This window comes from Roseovarius amoyensis (assembly GCF_003260265.1).
GTDB classification, from domain to species: domain Bacteria; phylum Pseudomonadota; class Alphaproteobacteria; order Rhodobacterales; family Rhodobacteraceae; genus Roseovarius; species Roseovarius amoyensis.
On sequence record NZ_QITQ01000034.1, the window covers coordinates 1 to 24738 of the forward strand.

Annotated in this window: 22 protein-coding genes and 1 pseudogene; 5 read left to right on the forward strand and 18 right to left on the reverse strand. The window is 65.6% G+C overall.

The window, feature by feature from the left end; translation table 11 throughout:
* Positions 1-4: 4 nt before the first annotated feature.
* Together hcrA and DL899_RS17430 are read right to left on the reverse strand one after the other, a co-directional pair.
* Positions 5-2035, reverse strand: a complete 2031-nt coding sequence (hcrA, locus tag DL899_RS17425; protein ID WP_111735624.1) for a 4-hydroxybenzoyl-CoA reductase subunit alpha — start codon at positions 2033-2035, stop codon at positions 5-7.
* Positions 2032-2514, reverse strand: a complete 483-nt coding sequence (locus DL899_RS17430; RefSeq protein WP_111735625.1) for a (2Fe-2S)-binding protein — start codon at positions 2512-2514, stop codon at positions 2032-2034. Before DL899_RS17430 ends, hcrA begins: the two co-directional genes overlap by 4 nt.
* A 181-nt stretch (positions 2515-2695) precedes the next feature.
* On the opposite strand from DL899_RS17430, the gene DL899_RS17435 reads away from it, so the two are divergent.
* Both DL899_RS17435 and DL899_RS17440 read left to right on the forward strand, forming a co-directional pair.
* The gene (locus tag DL899_RS17435; RefSeq protein WP_111735626.1) at positions 2696-3193 is read left to right on the forward strand and encodes a GNAT family N-acetyltransferase; all 498 of its coding nucleotides are present in this window, start codon (positions 2696-2698) and stop codon (positions 3191-3193) included.
* 45 nt (positions 3194-3238) lie between these two features.
* A complete protein-coding gene (locus tag DL899_RS17440; RefSeq protein WP_111735627.1) occupies positions 3239-3703 on the forward strand; it encodes an Rrf2 family transcriptional regulator in 465 nt (154 codons plus the stop codon).
* Between the two features lie 53 nt (positions 3704-3756).
* On the opposite strand, the gene DL899_RS17445 is transcribed toward DL899_RS17440, so the two are convergent.
* The 11 genes from DL899_RS17445 to DL899_RS17500 form a co-directional block, all read right to left on the reverse strand.
* Positions 3757-4458, reverse strand: coding sequence for an ABC transporter ATP-binding protein (locus DL899_RS17445; protein ID WP_111735628.1), 702 nt, complete (start codon positions 4456-4458; stop codon positions 3757-3759).
* Positions 4445-5233, reverse strand: a complete 789-nt coding sequence (locus DL899_RS17450) for an ABC transporter ATP-binding protein (protein ID WP_111735629.1) — start codon at positions 5231-5233, stop codon at positions 4445-4447. The genes DL899_RS17445 and DL899_RS17450 overlap by 14 nt, the downstream gene beginning before the upstream one ends.
* Positions 5230-6189: a branched-chain amino acid ABC transporter permease gene (locus DL899_RS17455; protein WP_111735630.1), complete on the reverse strand. Its 960-nt coding sequence runs from the start codon at positions 6187-6189 to the stop codon at positions 5230-5232. The genes DL899_RS17450 and DL899_RS17455 overlap by 4 nt, the downstream gene beginning before the upstream one ends.
* Positions 6190-6193: 4 nt before the next feature.
* Positions 6194-7066: a branched-chain amino acid ABC transporter permease gene (locus DL899_RS17460; protein WP_111735631.1), complete on the reverse strand. Its 873-nt coding sequence runs from the start codon at positions 7064-7066 to the stop codon at positions 6194-6196.
* Positions 7067-7139: 73 nt separating this feature from the next.
* Positions 7140-8291 (reverse strand): ABC transporter substrate-binding protein, encoded by a 1152-nt coding sequence (locus tag DL899_RS17465; protein ID WP_111735643.1) that lies wholly within the window; start codon positions 8289-8291, stop codon positions 7140-7142.
* Positions 8292-8410: 119 nt separating this feature from the next.
* Positions 8411-9757 carry an AMP-binding protein gene (locus DL899_RS17470; protein WP_111735632.1) on the reverse strand — a complete coding sequence of 449 codons (1347 nt, stop codon included), beginning with the start codon at positions 9755-9757 and terminating at the stop codon, positions 8411-8413.
* The gene (locus DL899_RS17475; protein WP_162685629.1) at positions 9754-11199 is read right to left on the reverse strand and encodes an indolepyruvate oxidoreductase subunit beta family protein; all 1446 of its coding nucleotides are present in this window, start codon (positions 11197-11199) and stop codon (positions 9754-9756) included. Before DL899_RS17475 ends, DL899_RS17470 begins: the two co-directional genes overlap by 4 nt.
* On the reverse strand, positions 11196-13379 hold the full coding sequence (locus DL899_RS17480) for a thiamine pyrophosphate-dependent enzyme (protein WP_162685630.1): 2184 nt from the start codon (positions 13377-13379) through the stop codon (positions 11196-11198). The genes DL899_RS17475 and DL899_RS17480 overlap by 4 nt, the downstream gene beginning before the upstream one ends.
* On the reverse strand, positions 13376-14983 hold the full coding sequence (locus tag DL899_RS19725) for a 4Fe-4S dicluster domain-containing protein (RefSeq protein ID WP_204355349.1): 1608 nt from the start codon (positions 14981-14983) through the stop codon (positions 13376-13378). The genes DL899_RS17480 and DL899_RS19725 overlap by 4 nt, the downstream gene beginning before the upstream one ends.
* Complete coding sequence (locus DL899_RS17495; protein ID WP_111735635.1) at positions 14980-17712, reverse strand: molybdopterin-dependent oxidoreductase; 2733 nt, start codon at positions 17710-17712, stop codon at positions 14980-14982. The genes DL899_RS19725 and DL899_RS17495 overlap by 4 nt, the downstream gene beginning before the upstream one ends.
* Before the next feature lie 19 nt (positions 17713-17731).
* Positions 17732-18136, reverse strand: a complete 405-nt coding sequence (locus tag DL899_RS17500) for a thioesterase family protein (protein WP_111735636.1) — start codon at positions 18134-18136, stop codon at positions 17732-17734.
* Between the two features lie 423 nt (positions 18137-18559).
* On the opposite strand from DL899_RS17500, the pseudogene DL899_RS17505 reads away from it, so the two are divergent.
* Positions 18560-19593: pseudogene (locus DL899_RS17505) on the forward strand (cytochrome P450).
* Positions 19590-20720, forward strand: coding sequence for an alkane 1-monooxygenase (locus DL899_RS17510; RefSeq protein ID WP_111735637.1), 1131 nt, complete (start codon positions 19590-19592; stop codon positions 20718-20720). The pseudogene DL899_RS17505 and the gene DL899_RS17510 overlap by 4 nt, the downstream one beginning before the upstream one ends.
* Before the next feature lie 73 nt (positions 20721-20793).
* Here DL899_RS17510 and DL899_RS17515 read toward each other — a convergent pair whose 3' ends face one another.
* Complete coding sequence (locus DL899_RS17515) at positions 20794-21279, reverse strand: flavodoxin family protein (protein ID WP_111735638.1); 486 nt, start codon at positions 21277-21279, stop codon at positions 20794-20796.
* A gap of 52 nt (positions 21280-21331) precedes the next feature.
* On the reverse strand, positions 21332-21898 hold the full coding sequence (gene idi, locus DL899_RS17520) for an isopentenyl-diphosphate Delta-isomerase (RefSeq protein ID WP_420820999.1): 567 nt from the start codon (positions 21896-21898) through the stop codon (positions 21332-21334).
* A 188-nt stretch (positions 21899-22086) separates the two neighbouring features.
* Between idi and DL899_RS17525 the strand changes: the two genes are divergently transcribed.
* Positions 22087-22500: a c-type cytochrome gene (locus tag DL899_RS17525; protein ID WP_111735639.1), complete on the forward strand. Its 414-nt coding sequence runs from the start codon at positions 22087-22089 to the stop codon at positions 22498-22500.
* Positions 22501-22582: 82 nt separating this feature from the next.
* On the opposite strand, the gene DL899_RS19495 is transcribed toward DL899_RS17525, so the two are convergent.
* The 3 genes from DL899_RS19495 to DL899_RS17540 all read right to left on the reverse strand — a co-directional run bounded on the left by DL899_RS19495 (position 22583) and on the right by DL899_RS17540 (position 24590).
* Positions 22583-22936 carry a universal stress protein gene (locus tag DL899_RS19495; RefSeq protein WP_162685631.1) on the reverse strand — a complete coding sequence of 118 codons (354 nt, stop codon included), beginning with the start codon at positions 22934-22936 and terminating at the stop codon, positions 22583-22585.
* 151 nt (positions 22937-23087) lie between these two features.
* On the reverse strand, positions 23088-24242 hold the full coding sequence (locus DL899_RS17535; RefSeq protein ID WP_111735641.1) for an acyl-CoA dehydrogenase family protein: 1155 nt from the start codon (positions 24240-24242) through the stop codon (positions 23088-23090).
* A 6-nt stretch (positions 24243-24248) separates the two neighbouring features.
* The gene (locus DL899_RS17540; RefSeq protein WP_111735642.1) at positions 24249-24590 is read right to left on the reverse strand and encodes a CoA transferase; all 342 of its coding nucleotides are present in this window, start codon (positions 24588-24590) and stop codon (positions 24249-24251) included.
* Positions 24591-24738 lie beyond the last annotated feature (148 nt).

Sequence of the window (24738 nt, forward strand, 5' to 3'; positions counted from 1 at the left end):
AAAATCACACCACGTGCCACAACAACGATCCCACGAAATCTACCGCTTCGCGATACAAAACGCCTTGTTTTGTTGACCTGCGCCAAACGAAATCCGGAAAAATCAGCCGCGAACTGTCGAAGTTGGGCAGCCCGGTTTCGATATCGACCCTGACCTGGGCCACCTGCGCGCCATAGCTGAACCCCATGGTAGACCCCACCGCGCCGCCACGGTGCTTGCCGCCCTGGGCCTCTGGCGGGCAGGAAAACGCGCCCTTGACGTTGATCGTGCCCTCGCGCGCCAGCGCCGCCAGCGCCACCTCGTGAAAGCCCAGCGCCGATTGCACGGCCCCGCGCACGGTGAACTGTTCGCCAGCGCAATCGATGTCGTTCGGATCGGCCTCCAGCTTTTCGGCCGCCGCGTCGACCAGTTTCGCGCGCAGGGCCTGGGCGGCCTCTATCGCGGCGTTGCCGACCATGAAGGTCACGCGCGACGAATACGACCCGTTATCCTTGGGCGTGATCGCGCTGTCGTTGGTGATGACACGGATGCGGCCCAGGTCGACGCCCAGCACCTCGGCCGCGGCCAGCGCGACGATGGTGGTCGACCCCTGCCCTATGTCCGAGGCACCCGTGAAGGCGGTGATGGCCCCGTCGAAGTCTAGCTTCATCGACACCACGGCGTGCGGCTCGCCGGTCCAGTGAACCGGCTTGGCGGCGCCACTGACATAGTGCGAAGCGGCCATGCCCAGCCCCCGCCCCGGCCCCAGCCGGCCGCGCCGTTCGCGCCAGCCGCTGGCCGCCTCGACCCGATCAAGGCATTCACCCAGCCCGCAGGAATTGACCAGCAGGTCATTGGCGGTGCGGGTGGGTGCGGTCAGCAGGTTGGCGCGGCGCACGGCAAAGGGGTCGAGGCCCAGCTCGCGCGCCATCCGGTCCAGCAGGCATTCGAACGCGTGGCGCACGTCCACCGTGCCATGGCCGCGCATCGCCCCGCAGGGCGGGCGGTTGGTATAGACGCGATAGCCGTCATACTTGACGTTGGGCGTGTCATAGATGCCGTGCAGCAGCGCCCCGGCATACAGGATGGTGACAAGGCCGTAACCGGCATAGGCGCCCCCGGCCATCACCACCTGGCATTCCACCGCGGTGATACGGCCATCGCGGGCCATGCCCAGCCTGAGGCGCACGTCGGTTTGCGGCCGGCCGCGATGGGTGATGAAGGTTTCCTCTCGCGTCAGGCGCATCATCACCCGGCCGCCGGCCTTGCGCGCCAGAAAGGCGGCGATGATCTCGAAATTCAGCGCCTCGGTGCGGGACCCGAAGCCGCCGCCGACAAAGGGCTTGATCACGCGAATGCGCGACTGGTCCATATCCAGGCAACGCGCCAGCGTCAGGTGCACGTAGAACGGCACCTGGGTGACGGAATGCAACGTCAGACGGCCGCGTTCGGGGTCGTATTCGGCCACGGCGGCGTGCGGCTCCATCTGGGCGTGGTTGATCTCGGCGCAGGTGAACGTCTCTTCGCGCACCAGTGCGGCCTCGGCAAAGCCCGCCGCGGGGTCGCCGAATTCATGGTGCACCTCGCGTTCGATGTTGCCGGGCTTGTTGTCGTGCAGCAGCACCGCGCCCTCGGCACGCGACTCGGCGGCGGTGCCGTAGGCGGGCAGTTCCTCGATCTCGACCTCGATGAGGTCCAGCGCGGCCTCGGCCGTGCGTGCATCCTCAGCCGCGACCGCCGCCACCGGTTCGCCGCGATAGCGTACGCGCTCGCGCGCAAGCGGGTATTCGTTCATGGCGATGGGAATGACGCCATAGGTGACATCGCAATCTGCGCCGGTGACGACCGCGATCACGCCCGGCAGGGCCTCGGCGACGGTGGTGTCGATGCGCAAAATGCGACCGTGGCTGACGGGCGAGCGCAGGATGCGGCCCACCAATGCGCCCGTCGGGTCCAGGTCGGCGGTATAATCGGCCCGTCCGGTGACCTTTTCGATACCGTCGATCAGCGGCAGGCGTTGCCCGACGGTGGTGTGGCTGGTGCTGTGATCCTTCATGCCTCGGCCCCCTCTGCCATCGCAGCGGCGGCGGCGCGTACCGATTCGACGATCTTCACATAGCCCGTGCAGCGGCAGATATTGCCGGCGATGGCGGCGCGAATGGTGGCGTCGTCGGGATCGGGGTCGCGGCGCAGCAAGGCCTCGGCCGCCATGATCATGCCCGGTGTGCAAAACCCGCACTGGGTTCCCAGGTTTTCGTGAAACGCCCGCTGCAGCGCCGACAGCCGCCCGGCCTGTGCCTGCCCTTCAATGGTTTCCACCTCGGCGCCCTCGCAGCGCGCCGCCAGCGTCACGCAGGACGGCACCGCACGGCCGTTCACCAGCACAGTACAGGCCCCGCATTCGCCCCCGTCGCAGCCCTGCTTGGTGCCCGTGAGCCCCTTTTGATCGCGCAGATAGTCGATCAGCAGCGTGGCGTCGTCGATCACGTCTTCGCGGATTTTCCCATTGACCTTGAGGCGGATCATGCGCTTCATTATTGTGCTTCCGTGGTTTTCCTGTTAAACTCGGGAAAACAGTACCACAATACCATTTTAGTTGCCAGAGGGGATGTGGTGCCACATTGGCGCATGATGGGTGCCTGTTTGCCGGTCGGCGGGGGCATGCTATATGCCGCTACGACCGGCCTGCCAGGGGTCGGCGACGAAGGGAAGCGGTATGGACGACAACTCGCCACAGACGACCGAAACCCGTATGCCGCCGATTGTCATTCGTCGGGCGACGCGGGACGATCTGAGACACCTTGTCGATCTCGACGGGCGCATCACGGGGCGGCCCAAGCCGGACTACTGGGACGACCTGTACGAGCGTTTCGCCACGCGCCGGCTGGAGGAACGGTTCTTTCTTGTCGCCGAAACCGAGAACGGCAAGGACGCCGGCCGCATCGCGGGCTACGTCATCGGCGAGGTGCGGGCCTGGGAATTCGGGTCAGAACCCTGCGGCTGGATATTCGGCTTTGCCGTGGACCCCGACTTGCGGCTCAGCGGGATCGGCGAGCGGCTGTTTCAGGACATCACCGGGCGCATCCGCGCCACCGGCATCCACACCATCCGCACCATGGTTTCACGCGACAACCGTCTGGTAATGGCCTTCTTCCGCAGCGAAGGCATGCGCGCGGGCCCCTACATCCAGCTTGAAATGGAGCTGGAAACCTGACTGGAGGGCGGCCGGGCAGGCCGCGGCAGCAAAAGGACTGAAAAAGTGCAGCAATCGACACGCATCGCCATCCTGGCCCTGATCGAGCTGGCCTCCGACCCCGAGCGGCAGGTCTCTGTCTCGGACATCGGGCAGAAATTCCGCGTCTCGTCGCATCACCTGGCCAAGGTGATGAACACGCTGGGGCGCGCGGGGCTGGTGAAATCGACCCGCGGCGTCGGTGGCGGCTACAGCTTCAGCGGCAGCCCGCGGCGCATCACGCTGCTCGACGTGATCGAGCTGTTCGAGGACACGTCAGCCTCTTGCAAGCTGGGCGACCCGACCGAGGCCACCGCCCCGGAATGGGCGCTTTACGACGTCAATCGCGAAATCAAGGAAATGGCCAACGCCACCTATGGCTCGATCACGCTGGCGACGATGGTCAAGCAGATGGGCAAGTATCGGGTCGTCACCGCACCGCAAGATGCCGCCGGCGGCGATGCCAGCCATACCGAATCCGCCCCGGTATAGCGCCACAGAAGATCGTGCCATATACGCCCCGGATCAAAGCCGGGGCAAAGCGATCAGATGCCCAGATAGGCCTCGCGCACGCCCTCGTCGGCGATAAGTTCCTCGGCCGGGCCGGACATCACGATGCGACCGGTTTCCATGACGTAGCCGCGGTCCGATATCCCCAGCGCGGCCAGGGCGTTCTGTTCGACCATCAGCACCGTCACCTCGAGGCTGCGCAGGTTCTTCACCACGTCGAGGATCTGTTCGACCAGCTTGGGGGCCAGCCCCATGCTGGGCTCGTCCAGCAGCAAGCAGCTGGGCCGGCTCATCAGCGCGCGCGCCACCGCCAGCATCTGCTGCTGACCGCCCGACAGCCCGCCGGCCGACAGGTTGCGCCGCTCCTTGAGGATCGGAAACAGGCGAAACGCATCTTCCATGTCCTTGTCAATGCGGTCGTCATTGAACAGATAGGCGCCCAGGCGCAGGTTTTCCTCGACCGTGAGATTGGTGAATATCTGCCGCCCCTCGGGCGCCTGTGCCAGCCCAAGCGAGGTGCGCCGGTGCGCGGGCCGCGTCGAGATATCCTCGCCCCTGAAATGCACCTTGCCGCCGCTGGCCGGCTGCACGCCGGAAAGGCATTTCAGCAGCGTGGTCTTACCGGCACCGTTGGCGCCGACGACGCTGACGATCTCGCCGGAATGCACCTCGAGGTCGACCCCGTGCAAGACCTCGATCCGGCCATAGCAGCTGCTGAGATTTTCAACCTGAAGCATGCTCTTTGGCTCCTTCCGCCTCGGTTCCGAGATAGGCTTCGATGACGCGGGGATCATGCGCCACGGCCTCGGGGCGGCCCTCGCTGATCTTTTCGCCCTGGTCCATCACCACCACATGGCCCGAAATCTTCATCACCAGCTTCATGTCGTGCTCGACCAGCAGAATCGACACGCCAGTACCGGCGATGTCCGAGATCAGTCCGTCGATTTCCTGCGTTTCCACCGCGTTGCAGCCCGCCGCCGGTTCGTCGAGCAGCAGCAGCTTGGGCTGTGTTGCCAGCGCCCGCGCGATCTCCAGCCGCTTGAGCGCGCCATAGGACAGTTCTGACGCCTCTCGCCAGGCGCCGCGTTCAAGGCCGACCAGTTCCAGCAGGCGCATCGCCTCGCGCTCGGATTCGCGGTTGCGCCGCCACGACCCGGGCAGCCCCAGCAGGTCGGTCAGCACATGCACGCCTTCGGTCAGGTGGCGGCCCGCCATCACGTTCTGCAGCACCGTCATCTGCTGGAATACCATCAGATTCTGAAATGTGCGCGACATGCCCATCGCCGCCAGCTTGTGACTGGCGACGCCGGTGATGTCGCGCCCTTCCAGCATGATCCGCCCGCGCGAGGGCCGATAGATGCCCGAGATCATGTTGAACAGCGTCGTCTTGCCGGCGCCGTTGGGGCCGATGACCGAAACGATCTCACCGGACCCGACCCCGAAACTGACCCCGCCCACGGCGGTCAGACCGCCGAAATCGATGCCCAGCCCCTCTACCTCCAGTATCGTCATGGCGCACTCCTCCGCATGCGCCGCGCCAGCGATGGCACCAGCCCCTCGCGCAGGAAAATCATCACCAGCATCATGATCAGGCCCAGCAGCACGTGTTCGAAATCCTCAAACACGGTCAGCACCTGCGGCAGCGCGGTCAGTATCGTGGCACCCACCACAGCACCCAGCACCGATGCGGCGCCGCCCAGCACCGTCATTGTCAGCAGTTCGACCGAATGCATGAAACCCGCCACGTCCGGGGTGACGAACCGGTTCATCAGCGCCACCTGCGACCCCGCGACCGAGGCATAAACCGCCGAGATGACGAACGCCGTCAGCTTCATCCGCGCCACGTCGATGCCGATGGTGCTGGCGGCGACCTCGCTGTCGTGTAACGAGCGCAGCGCGCGCCCGGCGGGACTGTTGTGCAGGTTGAGCGCGACAAAGGCGCCCGCCAACAACACCACGCCGCTGATCCAGTACCACATCTCGGACGAGGTGACCTTGATACCGTACCCCTTCAGCAGGCTGCGCACGCCCAGTGACGGGACGGTCATGCCGTCGGGACCGCCGGTCAGCCAGCCTTCGTTGTTGATCACCATGTAGATCAGGATGCCCAGCCCCAGCGTGGCCACGGCCAGGTAATGCGCCTTCAGCCGCAGGATCGGACGGCCCACCAGAAACGCCAGCAGCCCCGACACCGCCGCGCCCAGCGCCACGCAAACAAGCGGTGGCAGGCCCAGATGCACCGGCCCCAACGCGCAGGCATAGGCGCCGATGCCGGAAAACCCGGCGTGGCCAAGACTGACCTGGCCGGCATAGCCCACCAATACCACCAGCCCCATCGCCGCCAGCCCGTTGATAAAGATCAGCGCGCCGACACGGTAGTAAAAGCTGGATGGAAACAACACCGGCGCCAGCAGGATGATCACGGCCAGGGCCAGCAGGGTGGCGGTACGGACGGAAATGCCGTTCATCGGTTCACACCCTTTCCAGGGCGCTGCGCCCGAACAACCCGTTGGGCATCACGAACAGCACCAGCAGGATGACGATGAAGGCCACCGCGTCCTTGTATTCAGAACTGATATAGCCCGCGGTCATCGCCTCGATCAGGCCGACCAGCAGACCGCCCGCCAGCGCACCGAACGGGCTGCCCATGCCGCCCAGGATGGCACCCGCAAACCCCTTGAGCGCCAGCGTCAGCCCGACGTCGTAGCTGGTCAGCGTCACCGGCGTCATCAGTACACCGCCAAGCGCGCCAACAGCCGCCGACAGCGCAAAGCTGAGCGTCATCATGTTGTTGGTGCCGATGCCCACCAGTTGCGCGGCCAGCTTGTTGTTGGCAGTGGCCAGCACCGCCTTGCCGGTCAGCGTGTGCGAAAAGAAGAGATAGAGCGCCAGGAACGCGCCCAGCGCACCGCCGATGATCCACAGGCTTTGCGGCAGGATGGTCGCGCCGCCGATCGAGATCGGATCGTCGCCCGAGATGCTGGGGAAGCGGTGCAGCTGCTTGTCAAAGACCACCTGCGCCAGCCCGCGCAGAAAGATCGACGCGCCGATGGTGATGATGATCAGCGACACCACCGAGGCACCGCGCGCCGGCCCTATCGCCAGCTTGTTCAGCGCAACCCCCGCCAAGCAGGTGACGAGGATCGCAAACACCGCCGCGGCCGCCAGCGGCACCCCCGCGGAATAGGTGAAATAGGTGATCATCCCGCCCAGCATGACGAATTCGCCCTGCGCGAAATTGACCACGCCCGAGGCGTTGAAAATCAGGATAAAGCCCAGCGCGACCAGCGCATAGACCGATCCGACGGTTATGCCGGAGAAAAGAAACTGCAGAAATTCGGACATGTGCCAGCCCCGCCTGTCGATGAGTCTGTCGTTGTTGGGCGGGGGCGGCGCCTGGCCGCCCCCGCCGGCGCAATCATTCGACGAGCGTCCACTCGCCGTTCTTGACCTCGAGCATCCGGAACGCCGTCAGGTCAAGCCCGAGATGGTCGTCGGCAGACATGTTGACCTCGCCCGCTGTGCCGATGAAACCCGTGGTCTTTTCGATCTCGTCACGGATCGCCGCCGGGTCCGAAGAACCGGCCCGCTCGATTGCCGCAATCACCATCTTGAAGCCGTCATAGGCATGGCCGCCGAAGGTCGAAACCGAATCACCCGTGGCTGCCATGTAGGCGTCGCGATAGCCCACCACGACCGATTTCTGCGGATCGCTGTCGGGCAGCTTGTCGGCCACCAGCAGCGCCGAGGCGGGCAGACGCACGCCCTCGGCCGCGTCGCCGGCCAGATCGATAAAGCTCTTCGAGGCCACGCCATGCGACTGATAGAGCGGCACGTCGATGCCGAGTTGGGCATAGTTGCGGGTCACGATCGCGGGGCCCTGACCGAAGCCGGGGTTGAGCACCGCCTGCAAGCCCTCGGCGCCGGCGATCTTGGTCAGCTGCGGGGTCATGTCCGCATCCTTGGGCCCGTAGGTTTCCTGGGCTACGATCTCGATCCCGTAATCAGGGGCGACATCGACACACTGGCCGTGCATCGACTTGCCGAAGCCTCCGGTGCCGCCGATGATGCCGATCTTGCTGATGCCGCGCTTGTTCATGTCCTCGTAGATCTTGCCGCAGGCCATGCGGTCGGTGTGCGGGGTCTTGAACACCCATTTCCTGACCGGGTCGATGATCACCACCGCGCCGGCAAGCGAGATGAAGGGGATTCCGGCCTCCTCGAACACCGGGATCATCGCCATGGTGGCGCCGGTGCTCGATCCGCCGACGACGGCGACGACTTCGTCATCCTCGACCATCCTTGTCGCGAAGGTGCGCGCCTTGTTGGCGTCTGCGCCGTCGTCGTACATGACCAGTTCGATCATCTCGCCGTTGACGCCGCCATTGGCGTTAAGCTCTTCGACGAGCATTTTCAGCGTCTTGGCCTCGGGATCGCCGAGGAAGGACGCCGGGCCGGTCTGGGCCAGCGAACTGCCGATCTTGATATCGGCCTGGGCCGGCAGCGCCAGCGCGGCGACCGCCGCCCCCAGCGTCAGGGTCATCGCCCTTGAAAGGTTGGTTAGTCTCATTTTCTGTTCCTCCACTATTGTTGCAGGTTTCGAACGCCTGTAATTATGTATAATCGTACCATTATACTTGTTTTTGTTTTGGAATTCACCTGTTTTTCATGTTCCGTGGTGCGCGGTATTCAGCTCTTCTTGCGCATGTCCCTGACCCTGACCGCCTTGCCCTGCGAACGCGGCACCGAACCCGGCGGCAGCGCACGCACCTTGCAGGTGACGCCGATCAGCCCCTTGATGCGGTGGCGCACATCGGCGGCGATGCGGTCGTGGTCGTCGTCGCTTTCGGCCGCGCCCACGACGACCTCGACCTCGATCGACATCGCGTCCATCGCACCCTCGCGTTCGAGCACGATCTGGTAATGCGGCGCCAGCCCGGGCGCACCCACCAACGCGGCCTCGACCTGGCTGGGATAGACGTTGACGCCGCGGATGATCATCATTTCGTCGTCGCGCCCGGTGATGCGCTCGATGCGCAGATGCGTGCGCCCACAGCCGCAGGGCTCGTCGGTGAGGCGGGTGATGTCGCGCGTGCGGTACCGGATGATCGGCAGCGCCTCCTTGGTCAGGGTGGTGATCACCAGCTCGCCGATTTCGCCCATCGGCAGGGTCTCTGCGGTCTCGGGGTCAATGATCTCGAACAGGAAGTGATCTTCCCATCCGTGCAGGCCTTCTCGGGCGTGATCGCATTCGCAGGCCACGCCCGGCCCCATGATCTCGGACAGCCCGTAGATATCGACCGACCTGATCCCGAACTGCCGATCGAGTTCGGCGCGCATTTCCTCAGTCCAGGGTTCGGCGCCGAAAATTCCGCAGCTGACCGGCAGAGTTGCCGGATCGACCCCCATCTGCATCGCCGACTCGGCCAGGTTCAGCGCGTAGGACGGCGTCGCGCACAGCACCCGCGAGGCGAAATCCTGCAGCAGCATGATCTGCCGTTCGGTACCACCGCCCGAGATCGGCACGACGGTACAGCCCAGCCGCTCGGCGCCGTAATGCATACCCAGTCCCCCGGTGAACAGGCCATAGCCATAGGCGTTGTGCACCACGTCGCCCGGCCGCGCACCGCCCGAAGCCATCGACCGCGCCATCAGGTCGGCCCAGCGGTCGATATCGCCCGCGGTATAGCCGACCACGGTCGGCTTGCCGGTGGTTCCGGACGAGGCGTGCAGCCGCCGCAGTTCGGTGCGCGGCACGGCGAACATACCAAAGGGATAGGTGTCGCGCAGATCGGTCTTGAGCGTGAACGGAAAGCGCCGCAGGTCGTCGAGTGATTTCAGATCCTCGGGCTTTACCCCCGCCTCCGCGAACGCCTTGGCGTAAAAAGGCGAATTCGTACAGGCATGCCCCAGCGACCATTTCAGCCGTTCCAGCTGCAGCTCGCGCAACTTGTCGCGCGGCATCGTCTCGGTCGCACGGTCCAGCATGAAACCATCATCGCCGGTTTCGATTCTTGTCTTCTCTGCCACTGTCATGGCTTGACCTCCCTATCCTGGTCCGAGTGGGCGGCCTCCAGTCCCGCCCTGACCGATTCCGCCAATGCGGCACTGTCTGCTGCCAGGCGCGCGGAAAACTCCTCCAACATCCGTCCGATATGTCTGAAGCCGCGATGGCGAGTCTCCCCATACCCGCGCACCCATGCCGCCAACTCGGCGGTGTCGCAGGCAAGTCCATAATCCTCTCTGGCTGCCGCAAGCATCGCATCGACCCACTGCCCGATCATCGCCTGTTCCTGCCTGTAGCGTGCCGTCCAAGGCCGCCAGCCGCGCAGCCGCGACAAAAGCCTCAGCGACAGCCAGCCCAGGGGGCCGGTGGTGCGCAGCCTCATCGCCAGCCCACGCCCGTAGACCACCGGCCTTTCGCGCCCCAGGAGAGGGGCGAAGGGTGCGGGCAGGAGCCCGATCAGCTCTTCGCGGCCGGGTTTGAGGAATTCGTGAACCGTCAGTGGCGCGCCGGCGGGCGCACCCAGTTCGCGGCGGATGCGCGCCAGCCGCCCGGGCCGGGTTTTCAGCTGCGCCACGCGGATCACATCCTCGAACGCCATCCATGCCCCCAGCCGCCGCGCTGCAAGCTGCGTCAGCCGCCAGCCATTTTCGGCACTGTCGACCGCCGCTACGCGACCCAGCCGGTCAAGATAGAGCCGGGCATAGGCGTCGTTCTGGTAATCGGCCAGGCGGGCGCAGGCGTGCCCGGCCATGGCCTGCACCGGCATCGGCAGCTTTTCCACCTCTGCCGCCAGGGTTTTCGGCGCGGGGTCGAAACCCGCCCCCTCGGCCGCGGCCGGGTCTGGTGCGGTTTTCGGCAGGGCGCGGCCGGCCTCGAACCCAGCCAGGTTGGCCTTGACCGCCTTGCCCGACCCGGCGATCGCGGCGCGGCAGGCCTCGTACCCGAAAGGCAGCACGCCGCTGGCCGACAGCGCCCCGAACATCAGTGCGTTGGGGGCGGCGCCGGTTTCCTCGGCTGCCGTCCTCAGGTCGATCGTCTGCACGCTGCGCGCCAGTTGGTCCAGCGCCTCCAGCACCGGCGCGGCATCCAGGATACCATTGCCAGGCAGCACCTTTTCAGCGGTGCTGATCACCCGGTCACGGGCAGTGATGACGGTGGTTTCCCCCCCCACCAGCCCGCCGGCCATGGCACGACCGGCCTCCATCGGTTCGAACGATAACAGCAGGTCGACCGACCCGGCGGCGGGGTAGATAGAAAAATGCCGCGCGCCGGCATCGTCGCGCCGGGGGTAAACCTCGAAGTAATAGGTGGTGGCGCCGGTCCGCTGCGCCACGCCAGGGATCGAGGTCGCCTGCGCCGCCAGCCCCTCGGCCCGCGCCGCCGATACCAGCCAGTCGACCAGGACGCCCCCGCCCTGCCCGCCCAGCGCGCTGATCAGGATACAGACTGGCCGGTTTGCTGTGCTGCTCATGATGCCCCCATGATCCGCAAGAGCCCGTTTTCGGTGCGATGGCGCAGCCGCGCCAGCACGCCGGGGTTCCGAACCGTGCGTGCGCGATAGAACGACGGGCAAAGCGCCGCGGCGTGCGCCGCCTCGCCGCATAGACCGCAGGCCACGCAGCTTGGATCGACCACCGCCGCCGGCCCGTCCTTCAGCGGGTCCTGCCCACGCCGCAAGGTCAGTGACGGACACCCCGACAGGCGCATGCAGGAATGATCGCCGCTGCACACCTCTTCGTCGACGCCGAAACGTTCGCGCTTTACCGCCTTGCCGGCGGCCTCGCGCGTGGCGCTCAGGCGTTTTTCCCGGCGCTGGCGGGCCAGCATGCATTCCTCGTCAGAGATCACGACCCTCAGCCCCTGCCCCCTGGCGTCCAGCGCGGCGCGCAGCGCGCGCAGGGATTTCGACACCTTGTAGGCGTTCACCCGCCGGATCCAGCCAATGCCCATCGAGCGCAGAACCCGCTCGATCGACAGCTTGACCGGCCGGCCCCAGGCGGTCGACCCGGTCGAGGGCACGTGTTGTTGTCCGGTGGCCGAGGCATAGCCGTTTTCCAGCACCACCAGCACCGATTCATGTCCGTTCCAGTGGGCGTTGGCCGCCCCCGTGGTCAGCCCGCCATGCCAGAACCCGCCATCGCCCATCACCGCCACCGCCGGTTGATTGAGCGGCGGCGCCACCGCACCGCCGGAGGCGAGGCTAAGCCCGTAGCCCAGCACCGTCGAGCCGGTGTTGAAAGGCGGCAGCGTCGAGAAGGTGTTGCAGCCGATGTCGGACGAGACATGGAACTTGCCCCGCTCGCGCTGCAACAGCTTCAACGCGGTAAAGACCGGGCGTTCGGGGCAGCCGGTACAGAACGACGGCGGTCGCGGCGGCGGCGCGGTGGCGTCCAGCGCGGCGCGGGTTTCGGCCCTGGCTGCATCGAGCGCCTCCAGCGCCTCTGCGGCGACCGGGCCCAGCCCGTCCTTGCCGTTGTCCTCTTCGTTCAGGAAGGTGCCGATGCCCCGGCGCACCACGTCCAGCGTGTATTCCCCCGCCATTGGCAGGATGTCCTTGCCCCGCAGCCGGCAGGGCAGCCCGCGGCGATGCAGGATTTCGCGGATTTCGCGCTCGATGAAGGCGGGGTTGCCCTCTTCGACAACCAGCACCGCGTCCTTGTCTTTCATGAAGTCGGCGATCTGGTCGGGCACCAGCGGGTGAATGGCGTTGAGCACCAGCAGCGGCACCGGCGTTTCGCCATCCGGTCCGGTTGCGCCCAGCAGGTTCATCGCGCGGACGACCGAACCATGCGTGCCGCCCTGCAACACGATGCCCAGCCGCGCACGGCGACCCTCGAAGACCTCGTTAATGCCGTGCTCGACAATGAAACGCTGCGCCGCCGGCAGGCGGGTTTCGAACTTGTCGCGTTCCTGGGCATAACTGGCCGGCGGCAGCACGATGGTATCGGTGGTCTGGATTGCGCCGGGCAGCGGGTTGTGCGGGCTGAATTCGGGGGCGCGGTTGTCCTTGCAGGTGAACGACCCGGTCATGTGGGCGGCGCGAATGCGCAGGCTCATGATCACCGGCAGGTGCGCGGCCTCTGACAGCTCGAACGCCTGTTCGGTCAGTTCCACCAACCGGCCCATGTCATAGCGCGGATCCAGCATCGGGATCGACGATTTCAGCGCGGTCGCGTGGGTGCGTTCCTGGATGACGCTGGCACCCTCGCCATAGTCCTCGCCCACCACGATCAACACCCCGCCCTTGACCCCGGCCGAGGCGACGTTGGACAGCGCGTCGGAGGCGACGTTGGTACCGACGATGGATTTCCACGTCACCGCGCCACGCAGCGGATAGTTGATCGAGGCCCCCAGCAGCGCCGCCGCGCCGGCCTCGCTCGACGATTGTTCGAAGGTGATGCCCATCGGCTCCAGTATGGCGCCACGCGCCTCGGCCAGAACATCCATCAGGTGCGACACCGGCGCGCCGGGATAGCCGCCGACATAGGCGACGCCCGATTGCAGCAGCGCCTTGGTGACGGCAACGATCGCCTCGCCCTCGAACTTGTCGCCGGCGCCGAGCTTGAGCTTTTCGACCTCGTGGGCAAAGGACCGTTCCATACCCAGCCCGGTTGCGGCGACCGCCGGCTGATTACCAGCTTGGACGTTCATGACAGGCTCCATCCCGGTTTGACGCCGCGCGCAGGCTTGCCTGCGCCGCGCGCCGGAAAGCGTTCCAGCGCATAGCCCTGATCAAATGCCGCGCGGGTGATCAGCACCCCCTTGAAGGCCCAGCCAGACGCCAGCGCCACCGCCGCGCCGGCGACGGCCAGCGCAGCACCCGTCGCGCCAGGCAGGATAAGGGCGCCAAGCAAGAGAGCCACCACCACCATCTGATGCCCGGCGGTCAGCCGCAGCGCGGCACCGTCAAGCGCCTTGAAGGTTTCCACCGGCGCGCCGGTTTCGCCCAGGCCCCGCCGATAGGACCGCCACGCGGCATGGCGCACCGCCACCAGCACGGCCAACCCGCCGCAAAGCCCCGACAGCGGCACCTGCGTCACGTCGACAAGACCGCCCATCATAGCCAGCCCCGCCAGCGCGGTCAGCGCCGCCGTGCCCTCGGTCAGCCCGGTAACAGCGATCAGCCCGATGGTGCCCTTTTGCCGCCAGGCCGGGATGCCCTTGGCCGCGTTCAGGATGCGCGCCTGGGAATACAGGAATATCATCCCGAACACGCCGGTCAGCGCGACCGCCGCTGGATGGCCGGTCAGCACCGTCAGCCCGCCGCAGGCAAAGAGAGGCATCGCCGCCAGCGCCTCGCGCGTCATCCAGGACCGCTGCGGATGGCGGAACACGTTGAGAAACCGCCACGGTCGGCCGATTTCCAGCCAGACCGCGAACAACCCCAGCGCGATGTGCATGAGCGCCGCTGCAAAAACCAGCGGCAGCGCGCCCGCCACCGCGCCGGCCACCGCCAGCCCGCTGCCGGTGCCGCCAAGGATGAAATTGGTGGCCGCACGCCAGTCCCACACATTTTGCAGCTTGGGCACGACGCCGCCCATGCCCACCGGTTCGGCCACCATCTCGGGCGGGCCGTCGATGGGCGCATCGCCCGCAGACCCGGCATTGTCGTCGCGGTCGTAGAGATAGTGAATCCCCGGCCCGGTGCCGAGCTCGGGATGCATGGTAAAGCTTTCGTTCTCGGCCAGCAGGTGCGAAACATTGCTGTCGGGGTCGTTGAGGTCGCCGAAATGCAGCGCCGAGGCGATGCAGGAATTGACGCAGGCCGGCGTTGCCTCGGAGTCCAGCCCCGGCACCTCGCCACGGGCCAGCCCGCCGTCGATCCGGTCGATGCAAAAGGTGCATTTCTGGGCGACGTTCAGGCGCGCGGGGTCCTCGCGCAGCGCCTCGTGGCGCATCTGCTTGCCACCAAAGGCGCGCGCCGGTTCCGTCACCTTGGATCGCGCGCCATAGGGGCAGGCAACAATACAGTAGCCACAGCCGATGCACTTGTCATAGTCGATCGTGACCAGCCCGTCCTCGCGCTTGCGCGTGGCGGTCGTGGGGCAGACATCCATGCACGGCGCGTCGTCACAATGCATGCACCCCACCGGCACGAAACTGCGGCGCACGTCGGGGAATTCACCCGCCTCGATATCCAGCACCTTGCGCCACTGCACGCCGGGCGCGGTGGCATTGGCGTGCTTGCAGGCGGCGGTGCATGTCTGGCAGCCGACGCAGCGGTTGAGATCGGCAACAATGCCCCAGCGTGTCATGGGTCTTTCTCCAGCGGCGTTACCTTGACCTTGACCAGATCGGCGCTCGACCCAGTGGCGTCGGTCAGATCCAGCAGCATCGGCATCAGCGAATTCATGCTGGGCGTATGCAGGTCCTTGGCATAGGGGGTTTTCCAGTGGTCGAACTGGCCCAGCATCAGCAGGGTGTCGGGCCGGATGCCGTGGCGCAGCACCACCGCACCGCTCGTCTTGCCCAGGGGCGAGGCCACCTCGATCCGGTCGCCCTCTTTCAGCCCCAGCTTGCGCGCGGCCTGCGGGTTCATCACCACGCCGCCGTGGCCGGCGATGTTGCTGGCGACCTCGTGGATCATCTGCAGCCCGGCATTGCCGCCCCAGGAATACTGCATCGAACGCGCTGTCAGCAGCCAGAACGGATAGTCGCCCACATCGACGCCGAACCCGGCCTCGAGCGCGTCCTCCCACAGCTTGGGCAGGTCCTGCCAGTGCGGCATCGCCTCGTATTCCTTGAGCTGCCGATCCCACCAGGTGATGCCGGTCTCGTGCAGCCGCGCCTCCAGCTCCTTGCCGATGCGCAATAGACGTTCCTGATAGGGCAGCTCGAACCGCAGCCCCTGATCGACCAGCGCCGGGTAGAGATACCAGCGCAGCCGGTCAAAGGGCCTGGTGCGAAAGCCGTGTTCGCGGAACCAGTCCAAACCCTGTGTTTCGGCGCCGTCGGTCACCTCGGCGCTGGCCGCGCGACAGCTTGCGTCCCATATTTCCTCGACGCTGTGCACCTTGTCGGAGGCAAGCGAGAAATCCCACTCCTTGCCCGTCAGCCGCACCCCGGCGGCGCCGCGGTTGATGGCCTCGTTATACTGTTCCAGCAGGCCGGTGCGGCGCGCCAGCTCGGTCGAGATCCAGCTGAAATCGCGCGCCTCGCCCTGCGGCTCTGACGCGGGTTCGCGCAGGGCGAAACCGGCATGATCCCAGAACTGTTCGACGTATTTCGACCCGCCGATGCGGATCAGTTGCATGCCTTCCAGGTCGGTGCATTCGGGCAGCAGGATGTCGGCGGTCCAGTTGGTTTCGTCCGGGGTATAGGCGAACGCCACCGTAAAGGGGAAATTCGCCATCGCGTCCGACACCGCCGCCGTATCCCAGAACGAGATCGCCGGATTGGTGCGGTAGACGAACCAGATATCGGGGGGCGTCGGCTTTGGCAGCTTGTCAAAGCCCTCCTTCTGCATCATCCAGGCCAGATGGGTGGGGCCCAGCGCATGGCTCCACGGCGAATTCGCCGCCAGCGGCACCAGCGCCTGATGGGCGTGGCGCGACTTGCCTTGGGTGGTCCATTCGCCCTTTTTGGTGGTGTTCATGGGGTAGTTCATGAACCCGTCGCGCCCGGGCACCACGCTGGACCAGCGGTTATCGGCGGGGCGGTTGAGGCGCACGGTGGTACCCAGAGTGCCGCCCGGCACTTCGAGCCCGCCGATGAGACAGGCCAGCAGCGTGCGCGCCCAGCAGCATTCGTACCCGCCCCAGCCGTTGTTGACGGTCTTGCCAAGCGAGATCGCCACCGGGCGGAATGGCAGGGTGCGGCCGCCCACCTCGGTTGTTTCGCCGATATGGGCATGGGTATGAAACGTCTCTGCCGTCTCGCGGATGCGGTTGGCGGGGACGTCGCAGATGGCGCTGGCCCAGTCGGGGCTGTAGGGCGCCACATGTTCGGCCAGCGCATCAAAGGCGGTGCGGCAGGCCACGCCTTCGTGCATCCAGCGCACATCGTCGGGGCCCAGTTCCAGCCCCGACACCTGAAACGGGCCGATCAGCGCGGGATCGGTGCCCTCGGTGTCATAAGGGACCGCACGGCCCTTGCCCGCGTCCCATATCAGCGGTTTTTCGGTAGCCGGGTCGCGCAGGTAATAGCCGTTGGGCGCGATCAGATAGGGCGACGAGGTGGTGTGCTTGAGAAACGGCACGTCCAGCCGATCGAGCCCGATTTCATGCACCAGCACATGCACCATCGCAAAGAGGAACGCAGCGTCGGTCTTGGGTCGGATCGGCACCCAGTCGGCGGAACAGGCGCCGGTGACCGACAAATGCGGTTCGACCTGGATGCGCTTGATGCCTCGGTCGCGGGCATCGGCGTGGCGGCGGATGCCGCAGACCCCGCCCGATGCCTCGACATTGGCGCCAAACGAGATCACCAGCTCTGCCGATGGCGTATCGGGCGACACGGTAAAGGCGCGGTGCCACAACTCGCCATACAGGTGCTCGGAATGGTAGCACTTGACCCCCTGGCCCGAGCCAAAGCTCATGTCGACCGCGCCCCAGGCCGAAAGAAACGCCGGGAAGGTGCCCATATAGGCGGTAGGCGTGCCGCCGCCGCCAAAGCTGGCCGCGACGCGGGGAAAGCCCGACTCGTCAAAAAGCCCCGCCTCGCGCGCGACGTTGAGGCGCGCGGCGACGGTATCCAGCGCCTCGTCCCATGAGATCGGGACAAACCCCGGGTCCTCGTCGCGCCCCTTGCGCGGGTTGGTGCGTTTCATCGGCACCTTGATGCGGTTGGGGTTGTAGGTCTTCTGGATCAGGCCGTAGGCCTTGACGCAGACCTTGCCGCCCGCGGGGTGAACCTCGGCGGCGGCATCGTCGGGGCGCACCTCGGTGGCGACGCCGTCGGTTACCTTGACCCGCAGCAGATCGGGTCCGGCAACGCATTGATAGCAGTAGCTGGGAACCCGTGACGTGGCTTTCGGCGTCGTCATGTCGGGATCATCCTTCCGTTCAGGCCGCCGCCTTGGCTGCCTTGGCTGCCAGGCGTTCGACGGTCTTTTCGACGTCGACGACATATCGCTCGTGGCGGCCCTTGCAGATCCGGTCGACAGGGTCAGAGGCGGTGATGTCGAAAACGACCTTGCCGCGGTCGACCTCGGCCACGGTCGCGGTGATCGTCACCTCCAGCCCCAGCGGCGTCGGCGCCAGGTGGCGGATCGCCACCTCGGTTCCCACCGAATCCTCACCCGCGTCGGCATGTTCCAGGATCAGGTCGCGGCAGGTGTGTTCGATGTCGCGCACGAGTTCGGGCGTGGCGTATACGCGCCCCCCCTCGCCCATGAAGCCGATGGTACGGCCCTCGTCGACCTTTATGGTGCGGCTGAATTCCACGCCGGATTTCAAGCTGTCACGCATGTCATTGATCCTCCCGTTCAACAGCAAGCTGCTAATTATGTAATAGAGTACCAATTTGCTTGTATTGCCGCAAGACTGAAATTTGCGCCGTAAATACCGAATTCGACTTGCGGGCGTTTTCCTCTCCCTCCCAAGCGCGGACACCTCCCTGCCGCCAAGGCGCGTTTTAGCCTTGATTGCTCGGTAATCTTGCGAGGGGTTCAATTCCGGAAACGTCATTCAGGCTATCAACCACGCGCCTGCAGGCGTCCCTTTGCCGCAGGTCGGAGGGGATGAGGCGGCCACGGGCATCTAGAGCTATTCTTATTATAAGTACGCAAAATCAAAATATTTTTGCTTTTTAACCAATGTCAAAAAAGTACGCTGAACACGGATTATAACCGCCCCATCAGTTTGGTTTATCAGTAGCTTGGGGAGGGACGGATGGTCAGGCGCGGTCAACGAAGGGAAATCGCTCTGGCACCGCCGCCCGTGTGTCCGCATGCCCGCCCCACGCCGGTGAAACCAACCCCGCGTCCCGAGCGGGTTTCGTTGCTGTCCTACCTGCTGCGGTTTCGCCAGGACATCCTGTCGGCCCAGCCGGCGCGGCTTTACCGGGCCTGGATGGCAGAGTTCCGCACGCCGTTCTTTACCTCGTTCCTGTGCAACGATCCCGCACTGGTCGACGAGGTGCTGACCCTGCGCCCCAACGATTTCCCCAAGTCGCGGCGGCTTTACGAAGGGCTGGCGCCGCTCTTGGGTCATGCCAGCTTCATCACCAATGGCGCCGAATGGGAACGTCAGCGTCGCATCATCGACCCCGCCCGACCCCGAGGACGGCACCACCTTCACCCCCGCCGAGATGGCCGACCAGGTGGGCATCTTCATGCTGGCGGGGCATGAAACCAGCGCCGCGGCGCTGGCCTGGGCGCTGTACCTGATGGCGCTGAACCCCGACTGGCAGGACCACCTGGCGGCCGAGGCACAGGCGGTGATCGACCCCGAGAAAATCTATTTCTCCAAGGCCTCGAAACTGCGGGTGGCGCGGCGTCTTTCGCGAGGCGATGCGCCTTTATCCGCCGGTACCGATGTACCTGCGCGAGGCCGTCAAGCCCGAAACCTTTCGCGGCCGCTCCGTGCCAAAGGGCGCGCAGATCGTCATCAGCCCCTGGCACCTGCACCGCCACGAACGGCTGTGGGACCGTCCCGACGAATTCGACCCGACCCACTGGGACACCAAGGAGGGGCGCGAAAGTTCGCGCAAGGCCTATATCCCGTTCTCACTGGGTGCGCGCGTCTGCCCCGGATCGGCCTTTGCCATGACCGAGGGTACGCTGATCCTGGCGATGATCCTGCGCCACTATCGCGTGGCGCTGGTGCCGGGGCGCGAACCCGTACCGGCGGCCCAACTCACCGTGCGCGGGCGCGATGGCATCTGGCTGTCGCTGACCCCACGCCATACGGAGCCCCCCGCATGACCCGTCCGAACGTTCCGGCCGCGTGGCCCTACTGGATCACGCTGACATTCGTGCCGCTGGCGGCAATGGCGATCACCCGGGGCGGCTGGTGGATCGCGCTGATCCCGCTGTGGGGCTGGGTAATGATGCCGGTCTTTGACCTGATCCTGGGCCGAGACCTGCGCAACCCCGACCCCGACACGCCCGACACGCGGCTGTTCTGGTTCCGGCTGCTGACCTGGATATGGTTCCCGATCGAGGCGGTGCTGGTTTTCGGCGGCATCTGGTACCTGACCCATGTCGCCGCCTTTCCGACCTATGAGAAATTCCTGGTGATGTTCGGCATCGGCGTGACCACCGGCACCGTCGGCATCGTCTATGCGCACGAGCTTTTCCACAAGCCGGCGCGGGCCGAGCGCTGGCTGGGCGATCTGCTGCTGGCGATGGTGCTCTATTCGCATTTCCGCACCGAACACCTGCTGGTCCATCACCCTTGGGTGGGCACGTCCCGCGACACCGTCACCGCGCGTTATAATGAGGGGTTCCTGCGCTTTTTCCCGCGCGTGCTGTGGCAGGGGCCGGGGTCGGCCTGGCGGGCCGAGAGGGCCATGCTGGCCCGCGCAGGCCGGTCAGAGTGGCATCCGTCGAACCCGTTCTGGCGCTATATCGCGCTGCAGGCGGCGGCGCTGGCGGTGGCGTTTTCGCTGGGCGGCTGGCTGGGGGTCGGGCTGTTCGTCTTTCAGGCGATCGTCGCCGTCTGGCAGCTGGAACTGACCAACTATGTCGAACATTACGGGCTGACGCGCCGGCACCTGGGCGGGGGCAAGTATGAACCCGTCGGGCCGAGACACAGCTGGGATTCGACCCATCGGGTGTCGAACCTGCTGCTGATCAACCTGCAGCGCCACGCCGACCACCACCTGCACCCGGCGCGGCGCTTTCCGCTGTTGCAGTCCTATTCAGAGGATGAGGTGCCGCAATTGCCGACCGGCTATCCACCGATGACGGCGATGGCGATGGTGCCGCCGGTCTGGCGGCGCATGATGAACCCGCGGGTGCGGGCATGGCGGCGCAAGCACTATCCGGATATCGACGACTGGTCGGCCTATAAGGCGGGCACCCTGCCCATGCCCACCGGCGCCGGATGATGCACGTGGCCGGGGGGCTGTCTGCCCCCCGCACCCCCCGAAGGTATTTACAGCCAGATGAAGCAGCCGGGGTTCAGAACACCCCCATCGCCAGCCCCGCCGCCAGCGCCTGACCCAATTCGCGGCAGCGGGCGAGGTCGCGCCCGGAGATCGCCTTTGGCGCAAGGATCGCCTCGGGCGTCTGGGCATGGGTGCAGACGATGATCGGGTCCTGCACGGTGCGCAACCGCCAGCCCTGGGTAATGCGGGCAGTCTGGCGCACCGCGTTGCTGCCGTCGGAGCCGGCGCAGACCATCTGGGCATAGGCGCGCCCTTCGATCCGGCCCAGAACCGGGTAGTAGCAGCGATCGAAGAAGTCCTTCATCACGCCGGAAATGGCGGCCAGATTTTCGGGCGCGCAGAAGATATAGCCATCGGCGCCGAGCAGGTCATCTGGGCCGGCGGTGTCGGCTGTCTTGAGGATGACATCCGTTTCCGCGCGCGCGGCCCCTGCCGCGGCCTCGGCCATCTGGCGGCTGCCGCCGGTACGGGAATGGTAGACGATCAGGAGCGTGGCCATGCGCCCCCTCTAGCCCGGATCGCCCGTTCCGGCCAGCCAGCAGCAGCAGCAGTCAGGCAAAGATTTGCGCGGCATGTTCGGCAAGATAGATACGCAGCCAGGGTGTAAAGTCGTCAGGCCGGTGCTGGGTCCGCTCTGCCAGATCAGTGAGGCCGACCCAGGCGGTATCCATCACCTCTGCCGGGTTGGGCACAGCGTGCGGCTTTTGGGCCGGGCGGGCAACGAAGATATTGACGCGCTCGTCCTCGATCAGCCCGCCGCCGACATCGGCGCGATAGCTGACCCGACCGCGGCATTCGAAATCAAGCCCCCTAAGGCCCAACTCCTCTTCCAGACGGCGGAGGGCGCAATCCTCGGCGCTTTCGCCCCAGCGGGGATGGGTGCAGCAGGTGTTGGCCCACAATCCCGGCGTATGATACTTGCCCAGCGCGCGACGCTGGATCAGCATCTCGTCACCGCAGATCACGAACACCGACACCGCCATATGCCTGAGCCCGCGACGGTGCACCTCGAGCTTTTCCACAGGGGTCAGTTCGTCGCCGACCCAAGCCGGGATCATCTCGCCGGTGGGGCGATCGTTGTCAGGGCTGCAGGACGCGGGGAGTTGGCTGTCGTTCATCCGGTTCTCGGGGGTTTGGTCGTTCGGTGGTATGCGGACTATTATACGGCATCGGTTGTCGAGACCAGCACCGGTGCGAACCTCCTGGCGCATGCGGTCGCCTGCCGCAGGGAATCGGGCCGATGCGACGTTGACACCATGCCTGCCATCCTAGATGACTGGTGCCGGATCAAATTCGGGAGGCATCCATGAAATTCAAGATTGCAGCAGTTCTCGCCACGATCGCGCTCGGACTGCCGGCCCATGCCGATGGTGACGCGGAAAAGGGCGAGAAGGAATTCAAGAAGTGCAAATCCTGCCACGCGATTGAATCGCCCGACGAGACGATCGTCAAGGGCGGACGCACCGGGCCGAACCTGTTCGGCGTTGCCGGCCATGTGGCCGGGTCGGTCGAAGATTTCCGCTATTCCGATCTGCTGGCCGCCGCCAATGCCCAGGGCATCGAGTGGACCGAAGAAAACTTTGTCGGCTATGTGCAGGACCCCACCGGCTGGCTGAAAGAGACCACCGGCGAGAGCGGTCGCGGCAAGATGACTTACAAGGTCCGCAAGGAAGACGACGCGAAGGACCTCTTTGCCTACCTGTCGTCGCTCAGCGAATAATCCCGGGCTGCCAAGTCCAGGGGATTAACAAAGCCGCTCCGGTTCGATCCGGGGCGGCTTTCATGTTTCCGGGCGGCGCCCCCTATTGGCGCAACACATGCACCGCACAAGGGGCATGACGCACCACCCGCGCGGCCGTCGAGCCGAGCAGGTAGTCACGCAAACCCGGTCTGTGCGAGCCGGCGATGATGCAGTCTGCGCCGGTCTTTTCGGCATCGGCAATGATGCTGTGCGGAGGATTGCCCGACAGCAGCGCGGCCTCGATTTCCGGGTGATCCATCACGCGCGCGGCCAGTGCATCTTGCGCGCCGGCGCGCAGATTGGCGACGGCCCCGTCATCCAGACAGGTGCGGACCGAGGCGATGGGCGGCTCAAGAACATGAACCGCCCTGATCTGGACCTGTCGCGGGTCTGAAAAGAGTCCTTGCCGGGACAATGTCAGGTGGCATCGGTGACAGAGTTCTCTGACAATGCCCCGGCCACCAGCAGAATTTGGCGGCCAGACCCGGGGAAACCATTTCCCCGGCCCCGGACGTCTGTCAGAATTCACGCCGGCGGCTAATCTGCGGGGCGGTGGGGCGAAACGATCAGCCCCGCAAGGCCGAGATGCCCAGTGCCCCCTGCGCCAGAAGCAGCGCCTGAAGTTGGTTTGTGCCTTCCGCAATCGTCAGATGACGCACGTCGCGATAGTAGCGCTCGACCGGGAAATCGCGGGTGTAGCCTGCCCCGCCGTGCACCTGCAGGGCGGTTTCGCACACCCGGAGTGCGGTATCGGAATTGTGGCGCTTGGCCATGGAACAGGCCCGTGAGCGATCCGGCGCGCCGCGGTCCAGCGCATCGGCCGCCCGGCAGGCCAGAAGCCGCGAGGTTTCCACGCCGGTCATCATGTCGGCGATCATCTGCTGCACCAGCTGGAATCCTCCGATCTTGCGCCCGAACTGCTCGCGCTCGCCGGCATAGCGCAGCGCCGCCTCATAGGCTGCGATCGACAGGCCAAGGCAGGTGAAGGAAACGAAACAGCGGCCCACGTTCAGATAGTGCTTGGCAATAGCGAAGGCCTCGCCCTCGGCGCCGATCAGGTGCCCCGCGGGCAGTGTCACGTCCTCGAAAAGCAACTCGCCCAAGGGGCAGGCGTTCATGCCCATGCTGCGCACCTCGCGGGTCGAGAACCCCGGCGTGCCCGCCTCGACCACGAAGGCCGAAACGCCCGCGCTGTCACCTTCGCCAGATCGCGCGAAGACCACCCCCAGATCGGCCCCGGTCCCGTTCGAGATATAAAGCTTGCGTCCGTTCAGCCGCCAGCCATCGCCGTCGCGCCGGACCCGCATTTCGACGTTGCTGGCGTCCGAGCCTACGTTCGGCTCGGTCAGCGCGAAGAAGGCTGTCTTGCGACCCGAAACCAGGTCGTCCAGCCATCTTTGCTGCTGCTCCGGCGTGCCACGCTGCGCGACGATCATCAGGACAAGGTTCGACGTACTGACGATGCTGCGCAGCGACGGCCAGACCTGCGACAGCTCGCACAGGAGCGTGCAATAGGTGAGATAGTCGAGCCCCGCACCGCCCTGGTCCTCGGGCAAAAGGCCGCCCAGCAAGCCGAACTCGCCCATCTTCTGCAACACTTCTGGCGGCGGCATACGATGGGCACCCTCGTGGTCTTCGACCAGCGGCGCCACTTCGGCATCAAGATACTTGCGAAAGCTGCGTCGCGCGGTTTCCTGCCAGTCGTCCAGTTCGAATTGCATCGGTCCTCACTCCGCCTCTTCTGATTGTTTCAGTATCTCGGCCTGATGTTCACCGATCGCCGGGACCTGACCCGCCGGGGCGCCCATACCCTCCATCTGCACCGGGAAGGCCAACACCTGCGTCTCGCCGACCGTGCGCACGACACCGCGCGCCTTCAGTTGCGGGTCCCGGGCCAGGTCGTCCAGCCCGTTGACCGGGGAGAAGGGCACGTCTTCGGCCGCAAATACCTTTGCCCAATGCGCGAAAGGCTTCGAGGCGATCAGCGGCATGAGCGTGGCATGGATGTCGTCAGAGCGGTCGAGGCGCGCGGCGAAATCGTCAAGCGCTGAATCGTCAAAGCCGGTCATGCCCGTGGCCCGGCCCCAAACGGCTTTGCTGCACAAACCCGCAGGGGATTCATCTCAGGAATCCAGTGTGATAGCTGACGTGCATGAGCAGACCCAATCCCCTACTTACAAGACTACGAACTGGCCTGCCTATAACGACGCGCTCAAG